The following is a 19,202-nucleotide window of genomic DNA, read 5'->3' as shown; positions in this document are numbered from 1 at the left end:
GAAGAATAATTGCTTTACTTTTCATTCTTCACTCTTCACTGATTTATTCCCCAGCAAGCCTATCATGGCTACCACCGAGGATACTACCACAACCAGCATGGGGATTCCTTCCCGAAAGCCCACCAAACGCAGGTCTTCTGGAATATTCAGGTAAAGCAGGATTGTGATCAGACCGCGTGGTGCAATCCAGAGTAAGGGGGTTAAAGGCCCGGTATAGGTTAACCGTAGTGTCACCCAGCGCCAGGAAACAATGGCCGCTACAAATAATACACTGACAATAAGCGCATCCATATCAATTAGGCTCTGAGGGACAGCAGCATAGCCTAAGATCAAATAAAAGAACGTGCGAACCACAAAGGCCCCTTCTGCCGTCAGATTTTTCAGTTGATCAAGCTCTTTCTCAAACAAATCATTTTTCAGGATCTGACTTAATCGCCCGCGAATAAACAGATCTGTATTATTCAGGAAAAGGCCAAAGATCAGAATCAACAGTAACGATGACATATGGTTGATTTCTGCGAGCGCATACACCAGAAACAGTACTGAAATGATAGGCAGGAACTTGATACGGTGATTGATTCGACCAATCAGGTATAGTAGCAAGAAACAGCAGCCTAACGAAATGATAGCCATTGCCAGTGTATCACGAGCGAACGACCAGACAGCCCCCAACACTGAATTTCGACTCAGTACCAGGAAGTTATAGGCCATAATTCCCAGGATACTGGCATAAGCCGATTCGTAGATAGCAAATTCCCGCTGTCCTCCTAATAAGTTCGTTGCGGTCTGGGCGGTTACGGTACTACTGACTATCGAGAATGGCAGGGCCGCAATCAGACAATGGTAAAACGAATCGTTCAGAAGCAGATACAGCATGCCAGCCATGATGAGTGTACCGCCAATAATGGCCAGCAGAGAAGCCAGGAGAGTTCGCCGGATAATGTTAAGCCGATCGGCGTGGAGTTCCAGATCAAGGCCTCCTTCCAGCACAATCAAAATTAGCCCCAGCGTACCCAGTGTAGGCAGAATGGTATTGACGTAAGGTACCTGAACGTTGAAGTACTCGGTTGCCTGCCTTGTCAGCATGCCCAGCAGCAGGAGTAGCAAAACGGAAGGCGTTTTGAACCGACTGCTGAACAAATCAAAAGCGTATGAAATCAGAACCGATAAACTCAGGACTATAATCAGTATCGATGAATCCATCCAGCAATATAGTCAATGAGGTGATTAGTGGAATAAGTGAAGTGGGGTCATGTGCCTTTTATAGTTAATCTACTCACTGCACGTACGTTCATGTACTCCACTAATAAACTATTTCCTGGCGTAGTAATATAGGTTTATCGATGCTGCATTGGCGCGTTCGCTGATGGTAAAAAATCCTTTGTTGTCTTTATCAAAACAAACGGCTTCGCCCTGCGGCTCTGCGCGGACAACCAACTGACGGCTGGTACCATACTGTAGTGCATCGGCAATCGACTGGCCAGAATCCCGCTTCCAGTAATAGAGTTGGGTGTAGGTGCGCACCAGAATTTCGGCTCCGTCAGGAGAGATAGAAGCACCCGTTACAAACGTTATTGGTAGTTCGCCATATGCCTTGGCTACCGTCACCTCATTTACATTTTGTGGATAAGGCAGGCTATATAAATGGACTTTTTCTTCCCGTTTCGATATAATGTAAATGTCTTTAGTCGTTGGATCGACAAACATCGCTTCGGCATCACGAGGGCCATCGGGATAGCGGAAGTTGATACGGTCAACCTGTTGTGATACGGCCGTCTGTACGGAAGTGGGCTCAGGCAACCGGTAAATTTGACAAAGAGTATTCTGGGCATTGTTATCCCCAATATCACCAATATAGAGGTAATTCGTACCATCCTTCGGACCAGGCCCAATAGTCATTTCTTCCCAGTCGCGGTTCGTACTATTCGGAATACTGATTTTTCCTTTTACTTTCCCATCATAACCCAACAAAGCCAATTCGGCCGGGCTACCGCTATCCTGCTCGATCCAAAGGTTACCGGGCTGGCTACGACTGTCGACCATACCCGACGCTTCATCAATCTGGCCGGACGTTACCGACACGGACGTTGGATCCGACGAAAATTGAGCTTCGTACACGCTGGGAACAGCGAGTTTGCATGAGGCTAGTGCCAATCCAAAAACCAATAAAATGAAATTGCGCATGAATAGTCCGGTTGATTCAACTGCCAAAGTAACGAACAGATAGGCAAAAGTGATAAACATGGGCTAAGAAAGCTAGTTACGCATACCGAATTTAATCAGGCCTGCGAGGATACTGGCAAGAGTATAGAGAAGGTAGCTCCCTGGCCCGGTCTGCCTTCGGCATGTACATATCCCTGGTGGTTTTCAACAACTTTCTGAACAATAGCCAGGCCAATTCCGGTACCCTGGTATTCGCTTCGATTGTGTAGACGCTGAAACACCTGAAAAATCCGCTCGGCCTGATTTGGGTCGAAACCAATTCCATTATCGGTTACGGTGATCAGATGGAATAGCCGGTCAGCATCGATAGCCGGAATAGCCATTTTGCTCATTATTCGTCCATGCACGCGCCGGTTTGTAATTGTGATCGTTGGGACAGAAGACGTTGTGCTTATCTTCGAAAATTTCAGTGCATTACTGAGGAGATTCTGAAAGAGCTGTCGCAGTTGAGCAGCATCTCCCTGCACGGTTGGCAGCTTATCAACCGTAATTAGGGCTTGTTTGTCGAAAATAGGTGTTTCAAGGTCGGTTAACACATCGTTGACAATTTGACCAAGATTCACGGAACTTAGCGTTTCCTGTATAGTAGCAACACGAGAATAAGCCAGCACATCCTTTATTAACACCTGCATGCGGGCTGCTGCCGACTGCATCCGACGAATCATGTCAGCACCACTATCATCAATGACAGAAGCGTATTGCGATTGAATAATATCGCCAAAGGCCTGAATTTTTCGCAACGGCTCCTGTAGATCGTGACTGGCCACGTAGGCAAACTGCTCCAGGTTTTTGTTCGAACGCTGTAAATCTGTAACCGTATTTTCTAATTGTTGCTGAAGCCGTTTCAGGGGTGTATAATCGGCAAAGGTTACCAGAACATCATTACCCATTTTGGTGGCCATAATGTCGAGCCAAACATCAACGCCATCTCCGTTATAGTGAAAGTCAAACCGTACTTGTTCACCCGTTTCATAGGTTTGACGATATCGATCAAACAAACCGTTTGTTTTGAATTCAGGAAACCAGGTACTCCCTAATGCACCAATTACAGCCTTGGGTTGCTGGCCTACGTAAGCAGCCAGTTGCCGATTAGCTACCCGAAACCGGAAATCTATCAGTTCACCATCGTCATTATAAACCGGGCTGAACAGAAAAATACCCGTTTGCGATGTATCAATAATCGTTTGCAACTCAGTAGCCGCCTGCTCTACAACCTTAGCCGCGAGCTTTTGTACAGTTATGTCGGTGAATGTAACGACAAAACCATCCCCAAGCTTTTCCGCTGAAATATCAAGCCAGAAATCCAGCCCATCGTGGCTATAATAGGTTTCAGTACGTGTTGGCTCACCGGTTTCGGCCGTTTCAATATACCTCGCAAACAGGCCGGATTCGACATTACCCGGAAAAATCAATAAGAGCCGCTGCCCAATGATCTCCTCGACCGGTTTAGCGACCATACGGCAGGCAGCCTTATTGGCTGACAGAAAGGTAAAATCAATGATTTCCTCAGCATCATCCCGTACCGATGCAAACGACATAATTCCGTTGAGAGAGCTATCCAGTACGCTATTAAGCAAGTTCGTTTGCCGTCGATGCGCCTGTTCGGCAATTTTCAGCGACGAAATTTCCCGGGTAACGCAAAGGACACCATCACCCAGTTTAGAGCGGCTCATCAGAAACCAGCCGTTCAGTTGTGGGTTAAAAAAGTCAAACTCATGTGGCTGCCCTGTTTCCAGCACCCGACACATGACCTGAAAACTCTTCTCCGTAAAGGCTTTAATATGGTCATTATCGCCCAGCACCAACGTACCCACACAGACCTGATACATACTTTGTGTCAGGTCTTGTGCTTTCTGATTGGCGTAGTCTATTTGGAAATTTACAACTTCATTGGCTTCATTACGCAACGCCCGCATCCAGACTACCGAATCGGGCAGGGCATCAAGAAGCTCAACAAATCCGACATCGGTGGACTGTTCAGTTAGCATTTTAACGTACAAGGGTGGTGGTAATACTGGAGGCAATTTACAACAATCAACTTATATTATTTATCACTAAATCAGCTATTTGCCATTGGTTAAGCAGGCAATTTGTTAACCAATTGATAAACTCCGTTACTAGCAGCTAGCTATTCTGAAATCAGGCCAGGTATAAAGATTTCACCCCAAAAGCTATATATACAAGCCATGTTCGTTAGTTTCTACCGTCTGTTTGCTTTAGTGATTGGGCCACCCTAAACACAACTCGCCCCATTCGTATGAAAACTCGTCTGACATTGTTAGCAGCCACACTGCTGCTCGGTTTTTGCTTTAGTTTCACCCTTCGCCCATCTGCCGACGGCTGGGTCAGTATTTTTGACGGCAAAACATTTACTGGCTGGAAAGTCACTGAAGATAGTCCAAGCACGTTTACCATTCAGGATGGCGCTATCGTTGTAGCCGGGCCACGTGCTCACTTGTTTTACGAAGGCCCCGTAGGCAATCATAATTTCAAGAATTTTGAGTTTAAAGCGCAGGTAAAGACCATGCCCGGCTCCAATTCAGGCATGTTTATTCACACGGCCTACCAGAACACTGGCTGGCCTTCCAAAGGATACGAAATTCAGGTAAATCAAACGCATACTGACTGGCGTAAAACCGGTAGCGTTTATGGAGTGCAGGATGTAAAGGAGGTATTTGTAAAGGACGAAGAATGGTATACCGAACACATCATTGTACAGGGCAAAAAAGTGATGATCAAAATCAATGATAAGCTCATCAACGATTACACTGAACCTGATAGCATTAGTAACGGTAAATCACCAAAAAAACTAAGCATGGGCACCGTTGCCTTACAAGGCCACGATCCAAAAAGCAAAATTTATTACAAAGACATTATGATCAAGGTGTTGCCGGATTGATGAAAAGGAGGAGAGGGAGTAAAGGGAGGAGGGGGAAGAAAGGGATTGGAAGCTATGCTGCTTTTCCCTTTCTTCCCCCTCCTCCCTTTACTCCCTCTCCTCCTTTCTATTTAAACTGCTGAATACTATAACCACTTGCCTGAAGTTGGGAGGGATCTTTAGCGGTTGCGGCTGCGCTGACCTCACCAATGCGGGCGTTTAATGTATAAACCTTGTCGTTTACCAATACATTCGTAGTAGCATCCTCATACCCAACCGTATCGACTTTAACTAGCGAAGCCGTTTTCCATCCATCTGAACTTCGAATCTGCGATACCTGGTTTCGTCCATTCACAACGTATAAATCGTTGTTATAAACTAACATACCATCTCCGCCGGGCAGATTCACTCCCGTTATTTCTGTAATCGTATTTGTGTTAGCGAGGTCTATTTTAAACAGCTTTCCTTCGTTCGATTTCACAACAATCAGGTAATTATCGGGGTGATACACGATTCCATTCAGGTTAATCCCTTCTACACCTGCAAACAGTGGAGAGTTGATAATCGTGACCGATTGCGCTGTATCCGCAGGAATTTTATAAACTACAGGTGCATATGAGTCTGTCACATACGCACTGCCTGCTGCATCAAAAGCAATGTCATTAGCAAAGTGATTTTCATTGGGCAGCAGAGCAGCCAGATTGACTCGACGTACATTCTGTTTCGTACTCAGGTCATAGATAAATAATCCGGCTGTTTTCAGGGCTGTGTGTTCCGTACTCTTATCCGAAACACCCTGATCCCCATTACAAACGTATAACAGCGAGCCGCGTACCTTCATCCCAATACTACTGATAAGTTGTTTGTCATCAGTAATCAAATCGGCATACCGGCCCATTTGATCCACAGTTCCTATTTTCCCCTGGGTTATTGAACTGATCAGAAACAGATCGAGCGTAGGCGAATAGGCAATTCCCTCCGGATATTGGCGGTTAGCCGAAAACTCAATCCGTTGGGGCAGGACAGGAATCGTAAATTCAGGATCGGTGGTGTTACAGGCAGAAACAAGTAGCGTCAGTATGAGGAGTTTATGGATAGATTGATGGCAAGTAATCATAGCTGGTTATGTATCCCGTATGAAGAAATAAATCCCTAATACCCTTTTTCTGGCAAATGTTTCGCCAACATAGCCAATGGCCTTTATAGGACCGAAAACTATCCACTCTCTTTTGAGTTTTACTAATGTACTAAACGCTACCGTTATGAACCACATGACCACCCTGACCGAAGTGATGGAAGATCTCCGCACAAAAGGCTATACACACGAATTCGGTCCTAAAAAAGACTATTTGGAAGAGAAGAGCACAGAAACGAAACTGAAGAGCGAAGAATTTAATGTCGATAAGTTTTACCGGTTCGAAGGCACTTCAGATCCCGGTGATGAAATGACATTATATGCGATCACAGCATCTAATGGAATGAAAGGTGTTTTTGTATCTGCCCAGGGCACGTATGCGAATGAAGTATCTCCTGAATTGATGGCGAAATTTAATACGACCGATCGGGCGCATGTGAATACGGAAGGGTCTGTTCAGCCAATTGGCCACTAAAATGACTATTCGATAGTCATTTCTCTGATATTTGCAAGAAAATCTCCCGGAAAATTTGACTTTTTCCGGGTTTTTTACTATCTTTGCGCCCTTTACAAAAAACGCACCGTTCTTTTTCGTGCTGATATCCTATGAAGTTATCCGAGTTTAAATTTGATTTACCCGAAAGTCTAATTGCGAAATACCCAGTTGAGCGGGGCGAATCACGGCTAATGGTCGTTGACCGAAAAGCCAAGACTATTGAACACAAGCAATTTTCGGATATGCTGAGTTACTTCAGTGATGGCGATGTGATGGTGATCAATAACACCAAAGTTTTTCCAGCACGGCTTTATGGCAATAAGGAAAAAACAGGTGCCAAAATTGAAGTATTCCTCCTGCGCGAACTCAATCGCGAAATGAAACTCTGGGACGTTCTAGTCGACCCAGCCCGTAAGATTCGTGTTGGCAATAAACTATATTTCGGTGATAGTGACCTGGTTGCGGAAGTAATTGATAATACGACGTCGCGTGGTCGGACTATCCGCTTTTTGTTTGATGGCAATCATGAGGAATTCATGAAAGCAGTAGACGAACTGGGTGAAACCCCAATTCCCCGCGCCATGAACCGGGAAGCCGAAGACGCCGACCGTGATGACTATCAAACGGTTTTTGCCCAACATGTTGGGGCAGTAGCCGCTCCTACCGCCGGATTGCACTTTACCCGTGCCATGATGAAACGGATGGAAATTAAAGGTATCCACTTCGCCCCTATTACGCTGCACGTTGGTTTGGGCACCTTCCGTCAGGTGGATGTTGAAGATCTAACCAAACACAAAACTGATTCTGAAAACTATAAAATTTCCGAAGAGTCATCTAAAATCGTTAACACGGCTTTAGATGCTGGCAAGCGTGTGTGCGCAATCGGAACTACATCACTCAAAGCGATTGAGTCGTCGGTCTCTGCAAACAGCCGTTTGAAGCCCGTTGAAGGCTGGACAGATCGGTTTATTTTCCCGCCTTACGACTTCAAAATTGCGAACTCATTGCTGACAAGCCTGCACTTGCCGGAGTCTATCCTGATCATGATGACCAGCGCCTTTGGGGGGCATGAACTCATCAAGGAAGCCTATCAGGTTGCCATTAAAGAAAAATATCGCTTCTTCAGCTACGGCGATGCGATGTTGATTATTTAACCGAACAACCAGAGCGGTCAAAGTCAGTATGATTACTATTTTTGAGGGGCCATTGAGCCCCTCATTTCGTTATGACCCACCAACCAGTGAACAACCCGTTTTTTGCTATTATTGTAGCCGGGGGAAGTGGTAGCCGGATGAAATCCGACATTCCAAAACAGTTTCTGTTACTAAAAGGCAAGCCGATTCTCCAGCATACGATTGAGCGTTTTCTGACTGTAGTACCTGCTTCCCAGCTTATTCTGGTTCTTCCTTCAGGCGACTGGTCTATCTGGAACACCCTTTGTGAAGACCATAATTTTCACCCACCCATCCAGACCGTCAATGGGGGAGCCACTCGCTTCCAATCGGTTCGCAATGGGCTACAGGCAATTGGAGCGAGTGATGGCTTAGTAGCAGTCCATGATGGTGTCCGGCCTTTTATTTCGCCAGAAATCATCCTGACTAGTTTCGAAACGGCTGCCCGTACCGGATCGGCAGTAACCTGCGTACCGGTGAAAGATTCAATACGCGTCGTTGGGACCGATGGAGTCAGTCAGGCTGTTGATCGGAGTCAGTATCGTCTGGTTCAAACCCCTCAAACGTTTCAACTAACTGCATTCCGGCATGCCTTTAAAACCGAGGAGCAGGCATTCTTCACCGATTGCGCCAGCGTTATGGAATATGCTGGTTTTCCGATAACACTCATTGAGGGATCATACGAAAATATAAAAATTACAACGCCTGAGGATCTTCGACCGGGATTGTTATGATTGAACTGATTCCACTGATTTTGCCGGGCCTTAAATGATCTGAGTCTTGCCATTAATACTTAATTCATAAGATTTATAATCATAGTTAATGAACAAAATCATAAAAATCAGTCTAATCATATAAATCCCGGTTCTGAATGCGCCACCGACACCCTGCTCATCACTACGTTAACGGCATTCTCGCTGGCGACCGACTGTTACTCAGTCAGGCCATTACGCTTGTAGAGAGTCGTCGGGCAGATGATCAGGAGTTAGCACAGCAAGTCCTGGAGGCTATTTTACCCAAAGCAGGCAATTCGATCCGGATAGGTATTACCGGTGTTCCGGGCGTGGGGAAAAGTACATTTATTGAAGCGTTTGGCACTTACCTTACTGGTTTGGGGCATCGACTGGCAGTGCTTACCATTGATCCAACCAGCCAGCGTTCGGGTGGTAGTTTACTAGGCGATAAAACCCGGATGGAAACGCTCTCAATGAATCCAAGCGCCTACATCCGCCCCTCACCAGCAGGCGACTCACTGGGCGGAGTCACTCACCGAACTCGCGAGACCATGTTGCTCTGCGAAGCTGCCGGATTCGATACGATTCTGGTGGAGACTGTGGGCGTAGGCCAATCTGAGACCGTTGTCCATGGCATGGTTGACTTTTTCCTGTTATTGATGCTGGCAGGGGCAGGCGACGAATTACAAGGTATGAAACGGGGCATTATGGAGCTAGCCGATGCACTAGTCATTACGAAAGCCGATGGTGATAATCGGTCAGCCGCCAACCGCGCTCGCGTTGAATACCAAAATGCACTACACTTATTTCCACCCACCGGAACAGGCTGGTTTCCGCCGGTACTAACCTGTTCGGCCCTACCCGAGCATAACACTCAACCATTCGGTATATCCGACGTTTGGCAGACGATTGAGGAACACCATCAACTGACAACCCAAAACGGTGCCGGAAATCGCCGACGGCAGGAGCAGCAATTGACCTGGTTCCGATCCCTGTTACAGCAGCGACTCGAAGGGAAATTTTACAGTCAGCCGGGTATTCGTGAGCTGATCAACAGGCTTGAGAACCAGGTTCTATCGGGTACACTCCTCCCCTCACCCGCCGTAGACATGTTGCTCAACCCATCCACCAATAATCATTAGAGTTAATCGATTTTTGCTTTTAACCCTATGCCAAACTTGTTACTCATCGTGGGTATTCTGTTATCTGCTCAGATAGCACATGCTCAACGAGATACGCTCATTACCCTTTCCACATCGATCGGCCTGCAATTCGACCATAAACGACTGATTATCAAGCCAAATACACACTTGAAGCTTGTCTTCAAAAATAAGGATGATATGGCCCATAACCTCGTTATCACCCGGCCAAATTCACGCTTGCGCGTAGTTGAATTCGCTTTAGCGCTGGGAAACAAGGGACCCGCTCAGCATCATGTACCGATCATGGAAGATGTACTGGCGCATACCATAAGCGTTGAACCCGGCAATGTCGATTCATTAGTGGTTAGCCTACCCGAAGGGGCCTATCCCTTTGTATGTACGTATCCCGGCCATGGTTCAATCATGTACGGGGTAATCTATGCCACCAACGAGCCCAAGCGACTCCCTCCACCGGATCAGGATTTGAATATCCCGAATCCTGACCGTATGGCCGATTTTGGTCATCAGCACCATCAACCTGCCATGTCGGGCCATCCATACACGCTGAAGCTCCCTGCCGTTTACCGTACCTTTATGCCTGATTGTGGCCCAGCAGCCATAGCTGTAGGCTTACCCGGATCTGAAGGCGGTCAATCGTACGTATTTGATGCGGGTCAGAGCCGATTGCGTTACGCCTGGTCGGGAGGGTTCGTTGATAATACCGAACAGTGGGATGGCAAAGGGCAGCGCTTGACCAAGATCGTTGGGGAAATTTATTTTCGGGACACGGGTGGCTTTCCCTGGAAAATAGGATCTGGCCTCCAGGAACAACCCCAGTTCAAAGGCTATCAGTTGGTAAATCGATACCCTGAATTTCGTTATAGCATCAATGGGGTGGAAATCCGCGAATTGGTTAAACCGTTACCCACTGGGCGTGGCCTTGTACGAACGTTTTCGGTCGGCCCCAGTAAACAACCCGTTACGTTTGTTACGACGATCCAACCCGGTATAAAGCTTCGGCCATCCGTTGGACAATTAAAGAATGGAGAGATCCGACTACCTGCCGGAACCCGTCAGTTCACTTTAACAGTGTCAACAGATTGAATGGATAATGCATAATATACAATGAATAATTACCCCTAATAAACCTTTGTCTATCAATCACTTTCATTGACCATTATCCATGTTACATTGTTAACTAACCCATGCTTATCTCCCTCCTACTTTCCTCCCTGCTGCTCACGGCCACCCCAGCAGATACGATTTCCGATTATTATGAGGTAGAAACGATTCCTACTCCACCCGGTTTAGTGGCCGAAACAGGTGGCTTATCATTTCTGCCCGACGGGCGTATGGCAGCCTGTTTCCACCGGGGCGAAGTGATGCTCTATACGCCTAAAACTAAAACCTGGAAACTCTTTGCCGAAGGCCTACATGACCCACTAGGCGTCATAGCGATCAGTAATCGGGAGTTATTGGTTGTTCAGCGACCCGAACTCACGCGCCTGACCGATACGAATGGCGATGGTATAGCGGATAAATATGAGACTGTTACGGATCAGTTTGGCATGTCGGGTAATTACCATGAGTTTGCGTTTGGCCCTGTGCGTGATGCTAAAGGGAATTTGTATATCAGTCTGAATACAGGTTCTAACGGCGCGGGTATCCGCGATGAAGTTCGGGGTCAGTACGATGCGCTGGGACGACAAGGACGGATGTATTCCTGTGTACCCTACCGGGGCTGGGTTATGAAACTTACCCCCGATGGGAAACTAAAACCATTTGCCAGTGGCTTTCGATCACCTAACGGACTGGGTTTCGATGCGCAGGGTCGTTTATTCGTTACAGACAATCAGGGGGACTGGCTTGGCACCAGTAAACTGTATCATGTGGAAGAAGGGAAATTTTACGGCCATCCAACCAGCCTGGTCTGGCGACCTGGCTTCCCGGACATCGACCCACTGACCTTGTCAGTCCAAACACTCGACAGTATGCGAACGGTTGAGAGTATCGCCTTTCCGCACGAATTAATGGCGCATTCACCTACGCAAATTGTATTGGATAATACAGGCGGCAAATTTGGTCCCTTTGCGAATCAACTGTTTGTGGGCGATATGGATTTTGCTCACTTGCTGCGTATTCTGCCCGATGAGGTGAATGGACAGATGCAGGGAGCCTGCATACCCTTTTTCAGTAAGGCAGGTTCAAATGGTGTTCCGATGCGGATTGGCAATAATCGATTGGCCTTCGCACCTGATGGCAGCTTGTATCTGGGCCAAACCGATCATGGCTGGCTTGGTACGCGGGGTATTCAGCGGCTTCGCTATAAATCTGGTTCCGGTGTTCCATTGGACCTAATGGCGATGAAATTAACTCCAACTGGCTTTGCCCTGACCTTTACCCATCCTGTTGACGAAGCTACTGCCCGTGACCTGGAGAACTATCACTTTCGTAGTTATTATTACGAATACCATCGTGCTTATGGGTCACCCCAGATGGATGTTCAAACAGTTTCTGTTTCGGCCGTAGCGTTTTCTGACGACCGGAAAACGGTATTATTGACGTTAAGCGAGTTAAAGCCTAACCGGATTTATGAACTTACCTTTGGCAATTTACAGGCCAGTAATGGACAAAAAAAGCTCATGAATCGACTGGTATGCTATACCTTAAACCAGTTGGTGAAGTAACAACAGAATCGGATTGGCTAAGCCTTTAGAGACTTAACCAACCCGATTCTGTTGTTACTTATCGAATTACCTATTATGCGTTACCCAGTGTCCGCTCGGGCTCATTAGCGCGTGTTGCCGGAACAGGTTCATCAGTTGTGCTGGTGGCCCAGTCCGGGTTGCCTTCGTCGGTATTTACAGGAGGTTGCCCCCACGAAGCCCGCTTGGATTCTTCGATATCCGCGTTTGTGGCGCCATTTTCATCGTCGACTTCCGCAATTACAGCATCCGCTTCGGTAACGTCACCAGGAACATCGGTGTCATTACTGTCTGCTACACGGGATGGCAATTCGTTATCCAGATTTTTGTCGTTTAGTTGTGCCAACGCTGGGGGAATCCCCATGGTGTTGTGCATGGCCTGAGCCGCATATGACTCAGTGCTTTCTTTGCGGGAATTGCTACTTACGCTCATAACGTTACTTTGTTAGGTGTTGAGAAAGAAAAGTTAATATGTAGGTTTATTATTCAGATCGGTGCCTGTCTCAGCTAGGTCAGTATCGTGAGTCTGCCGCGCCTTTTCTTCACTGGCCAACTCCTTCCTGTCCTTTTTACCAGTCTGTTTTTTTGCTTCTTCTTCAGCCTTTGGTACGGGTACCTGATCAGCAGACGCATAATCATCGGGACCATGGGTTGTTACATCTACCATAGCTGTGTTCGTTTTAGCCTCATCGGCTACGGCGCTATTTAATCCCTCTTCCGTTAGTTCAAGGGTACTATTGGCATTATCGCCCATACGTAGTACGCCATTTTTACTGTCCATATCGGTACTGCCAATAGCCCGGTCATTCCGGCCGTCCTGGCCACCACGCACCTGCTGGCTATCCGTACCATTGGCCGAGTTCTCCTGTTGATACCGGTTTCTATTATCCTCATTCGGCCTGTCGATATCCGTATCGTCAGTGCTAAATGGGCCTTCCGTTCGGCCATTTAGCTGGGCATCGTCTCGATCTATATCTTTTTCGTCTTTCATGATGTTGAGTCGGCTAATTTTATAGAATAACTTCGTTTTGGGCAAAAAGTTTGGTGTCACCTCTGCATAAACAACGACTGTACAAGACCACTACACAAGCAATGCAAGTATGTACCCTCGCATTGGATTTACTACCGTGAAATTAATAAACCTACCGAAAAATATACATTAGTCTAGGCATACTATGATTTTAATGAGAATAAGGTTTACTTTCTGATAGAAATCAGTACACAAGTGTATTTGCCCACAGCCTAACACCACAGTATGTATCAGGCCACTCCTATAATCCTGCCTTATATATCCTTGTTAGTCTGCATACGATTTCCTAAAGCAAGAAAATTTTAATAGTTGGATAAAGCGTAATGCAGAAAGCGGCCCGATTCTATCGGCCCGCTTTTTTTATGGATGGATTGACCTATAGTTCAGCTTACGCTACAATTCTCTTCATAAAAAAGGAGGTCATCGATATGATGACCTCCTTTTTTATGAAGAGACAGCTAACAGAACCAGTTAGTCAACGTCCCAGAACAACTTAGTAGCAAATACGTCAATGGTACCTTGTGCAGTCACGTTAGCTGAGTTTGAGCCACCTTCCGTATTTGGGTAGAAAAGACGTGTAGGCCGTTTGGTATCAGGCACCTGAATACTTTGGGGCGTAACCGGTAGGTTTGTCCGTCGGTATTCAGCCCAGGCTTCCAGACCACTGAAGTTCGTCAAGGCAATCCATTTCTGGATGGCAATAGCCGCTAACTTATCCGTTGACGAATCAAAGTCGTAGTTTTCAATTTTACTACCTTTAAATGCAGCGGCACCAGCCGTGTTAGCACCTAATACGCGGAACGACTGAACGATACCTTCTTCAAAATAAGCTTTAGCCGTATTTGGTAAGGTCACATCCGCATACCGTTGTTTAGCCTCTGCCAGTAGGAACTGAACTTCCGAAGCCGTCATGATAATATACGGACGATTGTAATCACCTTTCACTAACAAGCTCGGCCCTACAGAGGAGGTATTTGCTGGTAAGTAGCCAGAACTGGCACCAAAGGGTGTGCCCGCATAGTTTGCGGCAATTTCAGCTTTCGTACTCACACCAGGCGTGTTACTGTTTTCACCACCGGTAGCATAGGCAATCCGCTTTAACCGTAGTGTATCACCAGCTGCCTTAAGACCATCGATCAGGAACTTCGTTGGCCGTGGGTAGTTATTCAAGGCCCGTTTAGCACCGGTAGCATCGTAACCCCAGCGATCGTAAACGGGGTTTAACTGGCCCGCTGCCGGTTGGAAGAAGGATGGCCCTCCGATGCTAGCATCATATCCCGTAATAAACCCTGAACCTTCAGTCACGATTTTATTGATCTCGGTCTTAATGTACGACTCCAGGCCCGCTACTTTAGACTGACGAATCAGTATGCGCATCTTGAGTGAATTCGCGAATTGAACCCACTTCGTGATATTACCACCAAAGGCAATGTCAGACGTACCGAAACCACCCGTAAACGGATTTGCTTTTAAATCAACAATTGCCTCGTCCAGGGATGTGATTAGGGCTGCGTAAACGGCTTTCTGATCATCGAATTTTGGCGCTAGTACAGCCGCAGCTTTTAGTGCATCTGTATACGGTATGTTCCCATACAGATCAACCAATTGCTGGTATAACATTGCCTTCATCACCTTAGCTGGTCCTTTCAGGAACTTCTGGTTATTGGCATCAGCATTGTTAATTACAAACTGATAATCTTCCAGGTTGTCGTAATAGGTATCCCAGTAGTTAAAGTCACCATTGGTGAATTGGTAGGCAAATTGGGTAGTCGTAATAATATACCCATTTCCCTGCGACCACTGACCTGACCAATAGAAACCGAGTTCGTTCGAACCCTGTCCATTTGTGTTGCCAGCTATGTTCGTCGCCGTCTGATTCAGCGCATTGGTAAATACATAGTTGGGCAACGAGGTGGGCAACTGGTTCGGGTTGGTGTTGATGTCAAGAAACTTTTTGGTATCGCAACTACTACCCGCCAAGGTCACTAAAGCAGCTATAATTAATGTTTTGAATTTCATATCAAGTTCAATATTGCTGTTGACTAAAACGTAAGATTGATGTTTACCCCATACTGACGCACTGGTGGAGTCTGGCCCGTTGTATTGATCCCGATACCAACCGATGAGTTTGTTGTGGGAGTTTGTGTAGCCTGACTACCCGGATCTGGGTTACCCTGGTAACTAAATTCAGGGTCGGTGTAATAGTTCAGCTTGTCAACGATGGTGAGTAAGTTCCGTCCGTAGATTGCAATGCTAGCTCCAGAGAAAATCTTGGTTTTGTTCATCAGGTTTTGTGGCAGACGATACGACAGGTTGATATCCCGAAGTTTGATGAACCAGGCTGGTGTAACAAAGTTTTCAGAGATTAACCGGTAGTTATCTACCCAAAGGGCATACTCTGCCTCGCGCACATTCGTCGTATTAGGCGACACGCTGCCATCAGCATTCAGAATAGCGGAGTTCGGGAAAACGTGCGGAGCACGATCTTCGGTCCATTTACCCGTTCCGGTAAAGGTCATCTGGCGGCCCAAATCACTGAACATTACGTTACCTCCCCGATACTCAAAGTTAAACGTAAAGCCGAAGTTGCCATATTCCATTTTGGAGCCCAGACCGGCAATGTGCCGTGGCAGAACACCACCTCGAGCTGATAACGACGTATTACGTAAAGGATAGCCTGTTGTTGCGTTTACCAAAACACGTCCTGACTGATCTGGAGCGTATTGGTAGCCATCTGTTTTCAGGACCGGGAAGCGGGAATCCTTAATTACGTTGGTGTTTGCATACGAGAAACCACCAATCTGGAATTCATTAATACCTGGATACAGGTCAATAACTTTATTATCGTTATAGGAATAACGAACACTGGCATCCCAGGAGAACTTGCCCCCTCTGGCAATCAGGTATTTCAGTTCAGCTTCGTAACCCCAGTTTTTGGTCTCGCCTACATTGATTAACAAACTCTGGAAACCTGTCGAGTTTGGAACCCGTACCGTAATTACCTGCCCCTTAGAGTTCTGTGTATAAGCCGACACATCAATATTGATGCGGTTATTCAGCAGTTGAAATTCACCACCAATTTCAGAAGAATAAACTGTTTCAGGCTTTAAGTTGGGATCGGGTAGGGTGTTACCAACCGTCAAACCAACTGTGTTCCCATATGGGAAGCTCGTTCCGTTCGGATAGGTCAGATCCAGGCCATACAACGGAATATTATCGTTGGCGTTTTTGTTATAGTTAGCCCGTAACTTAAAATAGTTCAGGAACTCACTCTTGATGCTTGGGAACGCATCGGTAGCAATAAACGAAACCGCTGCGCCATAATAAGGGTATGACCAGAAACTAGCATCTCGGTTTGGCTTGTAGAACTTCGATGTCTGATCAAAACGGAACGAACCGTTCAAAATCAGGAAGTTTTTATAGTTCGCGGTATAGTCGGCATAATAGCCCAGACGGCGCTCCTGTGTAAGAATCTGCCCACCTCTCAGGATGCCCTGACGGTTCGATACGTTATAGACATCAGGAACAACAATTGAGCTTGAACCGATCAAAATATTGTTCGTTGTGCGCTGATACAAGCTGTTACCCAAAATCAACCGATTCGATACCGGACCAAGATCTTTCGACAGCTGAATCTGGAATTCGTTATTAATGACATTTTCCGTACCTGAAAAGTCTTCTACAGAACCTGGCGTATCGGTAAGTGCCCGGTAAATGCCTGTGCCATCACCATCCCGGAAGAACGGAGCCGGAATAAATGATTTACTTTTCGCCCAGTCAGAATAGGTAAACTTGCCGACGGTATTTTTACCGGTACGGGAGTTGTTCATAACACCCAGGCGGTTCGTCAAGGATAACCAGTTCGTTGCTTTGAGCGTCAGGCTTAGGTTACCGTTAATGTTGGCGTCCTTATAATTTCGCCGGGCATTGTCGGCCTCAAAGTATGGGTTGTTGTAGTAATCGTTATAGAATCCATTTGGGTTGGCCAACGGATTGGTCTGCCAGTTCCGTAGGTCGCTCAATGGCAAGTTTGCTGGCTGGTTTAATACGCCATTGTAGAAATCAAACGAAGTACGATTATAAACGCCCTGCACATAACCGGCGTTAAAGCTGGCCGTCAGTTTACCGTATTCTTTCGTAGCCGACAGACGGGTACCCGTCCGAACACTCTTATCGTTTGGAACAATCCCGTTTACCGACTGATTCTCAATCGACATGTAGAACGAACTGGTTTCGTCGCCACCCTGGAAATTAATCTGGTTATTCACCGAAACACCCGTATTGAAGGCTTTCCGGCGTGCATCTGGAACGGCCGAATACGGAATAAGAAGCTGGCTACCATCTTCAGCGGTTCGTCCCTGAATCCGAACTGATCCATCAAAGGCATCACCATACTGCTGGTTTTCGTAGGCGCGCCAGTTATCTTTCATCCGCTCCAGATAATCTGTCTTATAGCCCGTTGTACCGAACGCCGTAGCATAGTGCGAGCCAGAGCCGTATTTATCCTGAATCTGAGGAAGGAAACTGATCTGTTCAAAGTTCGTGCTGTTTGAATAATTCACTTTCAGTTTTCCTTTTGCCCCCCTTTTGGTGGTGATGATCAGGGCACCATTGATACCTGATGAACCATACAAGGTAGCAGCCTGGCCACCTTTCAGTATGGACACACTCTCAATGTCATTTGGGTTGATGGTTGATAAGATGGTCGAGGTCGTTTGCATACCATCGAGAACAACCAGCGCTTCGTTATTACCAGTCAACGAACGATATCCGCGTAAAACAACCTTCACGGCTGGATCAACACTGTTATTGACGTTGTAAACAGCCAAACCAGTCACTTTTCCCGAGAGAGCCTGGGCTAACTGTGGGGACCGACCAACGGTTACGTCTTCAGTAGCTACTTTCGAGATAGCATACCCAATTTCCCGCTGGCTCTTCCGAATACCCTGAGCCGTTACCACAATTTCCTGAAGCTGAGACGCATCGGGTTTCAGGGCCAGATTCACTGTGGTCTGATTTTCCAGCTTAACACTTTCGGTTGCAAAGCCAATAAAACTAACCTGCATGACAGCCCCTTTTGCTGCATTAATCTGAAAAGTACCGTCTGAATTTGTTGTTGTACCCTGGGTTGTTCCTTTTATAAGGATAGTAACACCTGGTAATGGAGAGCCGTCTTCTGATGAAGTGATTTTTCCAGTGATAGCCCGATTTTGAGCAATCAATGGAATAGCGAATAAACACAGTAGGAGCTGTGTTAGTAAAAATTTACGCATAGAACGTTGTTTAAGTTAAGAAGTGATACTTAAGTATAAAAACTACACCAAAAGTATTAAAAATTCGTTAAAGATACCATTTTATCAATATGAGAACGCAAACCACAAAAAGTTGTCTGTTGAATTATTGCTAAAATATTGTTCTGTTATAGCAAGTCTATATAGCTTAAAAGGGTAGATAAGGCCCAAACCATCACATTTTCTTTTCTTAATGATAATTTAATAGTAACTGTACTGAATTAAGAATTGAATTAAAATTTATTAATCTCCCCGCCCTATTTTTTCTAAAATTAGTTTTCCCGTACCAGGCTGCCTTTTTTTAGTGATTCTGACGGCTATGAGGTAATGGCCATCTTAGTATAGAATAAGTTGTTTTCAGAAACAGTCCATATAATATATCGTTTAAATAGTTAA

At 46.2% G+C, this 19,202-nt stretch carries 15 protein-coding genes; 7 read left to right on the top strand and 8 right to left on the bottom strand.

The features are described 5' to 3' along the window. Positions 1-21: 21 nt before the first annotated feature. The 3 genes from EXU85_RS10175 to EXU85_RS10165 form a co-directional block, all read right to left on the bottom strand. Positions 22-1,203 (bottom strand): sodium:proton exchanger, encoded by a 1,182-nt coding sequence (locus tag EXU85_RS10175; RefSeq protein ID WP_142771978.1) that lies wholly within the window; start codon positions 1,201-1,203, stop codon positions 22-24. Between the two features lie 108 nt (positions 1,204-1,311). Beyond that, entirely contained in the window at positions 1,312-2,184 is an 873-nt protein-coding gene (locus tag EXU85_RS10170) for a PE-PGRS family protein (protein WP_142771977.1), read from the bottom strand. Between the two features lie 95 nt (positions 2,185-2,279). Further along, positions 2,280-4,211: an ATP-binding protein gene (locus EXU85_RS10165; protein ID WP_142771976.1), complete on the bottom strand. Its 1,932-nt coding sequence runs from the start codon at positions 4,209-4,211 to the stop codon at positions 2,280-2,282. A gap of 269 nt (positions 4,212-4,480) precedes the next feature. On the opposite strand from EXU85_RS10165, the gene EXU85_RS10160 reads away from it, so the two are divergent. Beyond that, complete coding sequence (locus tag EXU85_RS10160; protein WP_142771975.1) at positions 4,481-5,122, top strand: DUF1080 domain-containing protein; 642 nt, start codon at positions 4,481-4,483, stop codon at positions 5,120-5,122. A gap of 106 nt (positions 5,123-5,228) precedes the next feature. Here the strand turns inward: EXU85_RS10160 and EXU85_RS10155 are convergent, their stop codons facing one another. Continuing rightward, positions 5,229-6,218, bottom strand: a complete 990-nt coding sequence (locus tag EXU85_RS10155; protein ID WP_142771974.1) for a gluconolaconase — start codon at positions 6,216-6,218, stop codon at positions 5,229-5,231. A 145-nt stretch (positions 6,219-6,363) separates the two neighbouring features. Between EXU85_RS10155 and EXU85_RS10150 the strand changes: the two genes are divergently transcribed. From EXU85_RS10150 to EXU85_RS10125, 6 genes are all read left to right on the top strand, one after another. Continuing rightward, complete coding sequence (locus EXU85_RS10150; protein ID WP_142771973.1) at positions 6,364-6,711, top strand: hypothetical protein; 348 nt, start codon at positions 6,364-6,366, stop codon at positions 6,709-6,711. Positions 6,712-6,842: 131 nt separating this feature from the next. Then, positions 6,843-7,886, top strand: a complete 1,044-nt coding sequence (queA, locus tag EXU85_RS10145; protein WP_142771972.1) for a tRNA preQ1(34) S-adenosylmethionine ribosyltransferase-isomerase QueA — start codon at positions 6,843-6,845, stop codon at positions 7,884-7,886. Between the two features lie 71 nt (positions 7,887-7,957). Beyond that, positions 7,958-8,638: a 2-C-methyl-D-erythritol 4-phosphate cytidylyltransferase gene (locus EXU85_RS10140; protein WP_142771971.1), complete on the top strand. Its 681-nt coding sequence runs from the start codon at positions 7,958-7,960 to the stop codon at positions 8,636-8,638. A gap of 137 nt (positions 8,639-8,775) precedes the next feature. Beyond that, complete coding sequence (gene meaB / locus EXU85_RS10135; RefSeq protein ID WP_142771970.1) at positions 8,776-9,780, top strand: methylmalonyl Co-A mutase-associated GTPase MeaB; 1,005 nt, start codon at positions 8,776-8,778, stop codon at positions 9,778-9,780. Positions 9,781-9,807: 27 nt separating this feature from the next. Beyond that, positions 9,808-10,884 carry a plastocyanin/azurin family copper-binding protein gene (locus EXU85_RS10130; RefSeq protein ID WP_142771969.1) on the top strand — a complete coding sequence of 359 codons (1,077 nt, stop codon included), beginning with the start codon at positions 9,808-9,810 and terminating at the stop codon, positions 10,882-10,884. Positions 10,885-10,985: 101 nt separating this feature from the next. Then, positions 10,986-12,467, top strand: coding sequence for a sorbosone dehydrogenase family protein (locus EXU85_RS10125; protein ID WP_142771968.1), 1,482 nt, complete (start codon positions 10,986-10,988; stop codon positions 12,465-12,467). 73 nt (positions 12,468-12,540) lie between these two features. Here the strand turns inward: EXU85_RS10125 and EXU85_RS10120 are convergent, their stop codons facing one another. The 4 genes from EXU85_RS10120 to EXU85_RS10105 form a co-directional block, all read right to left on the bottom strand. Then, positions 12,541-12,918, bottom strand: coding sequence for a hypothetical protein (locus tag EXU85_RS10120; RefSeq protein WP_142771967.1), 378 nt, complete (start codon positions 12,916-12,918; stop codon positions 12,541-12,543). A gap of 33 nt (positions 12,919-12,951) precedes the next feature. Next, positions 12,952-13,476, bottom strand: a complete 525-nt coding sequence (locus EXU85_RS10115) for a hypothetical protein (RefSeq protein WP_142771966.1) — start codon at positions 13,474-13,476, stop codon at positions 12,952-12,954. 510 nt (positions 13,477-13,986) lie between these two features. After that, positions 13,987-15,534: a SusD/RagB family nutrient-binding outer membrane lipoprotein gene (locus tag EXU85_RS10110; protein ID WP_142771965.1), complete on the bottom strand. Its 1,548-nt coding sequence runs from the start codon at positions 15,532-15,534 to the stop codon at positions 13,987-13,989. A 23-nt stretch (positions 15,535-15,557) separates the two neighbouring features. Next, the gene (locus EXU85_RS10105; RefSeq protein WP_142771964.1) at positions 15,558-18,788 is read right to left on the bottom strand and encodes a SusC/RagA family TonB-linked outer membrane protein; all 3,231 of its coding nucleotides are present in this window, start codon (positions 18,786-18,788) and stop codon (positions 15,558-15,560) included. Between the last annotated feature and the right edge of the window lie 414 nt (positions 18,789-19,202).

This window comes from Spirosoma sp. KCTC 42546 (genome assembly GCF_006965485.1).
Lineage (GTDB): Bacteria > Bacteroidota > Bacteroidia > Cytophagales > Spirosomataceae > Spirosoma.
The sequence above is the reverse complement of the archived record's forward strand: the minus strand, read 5'-3'. Positions and strand labels throughout refer to the sequence as shown.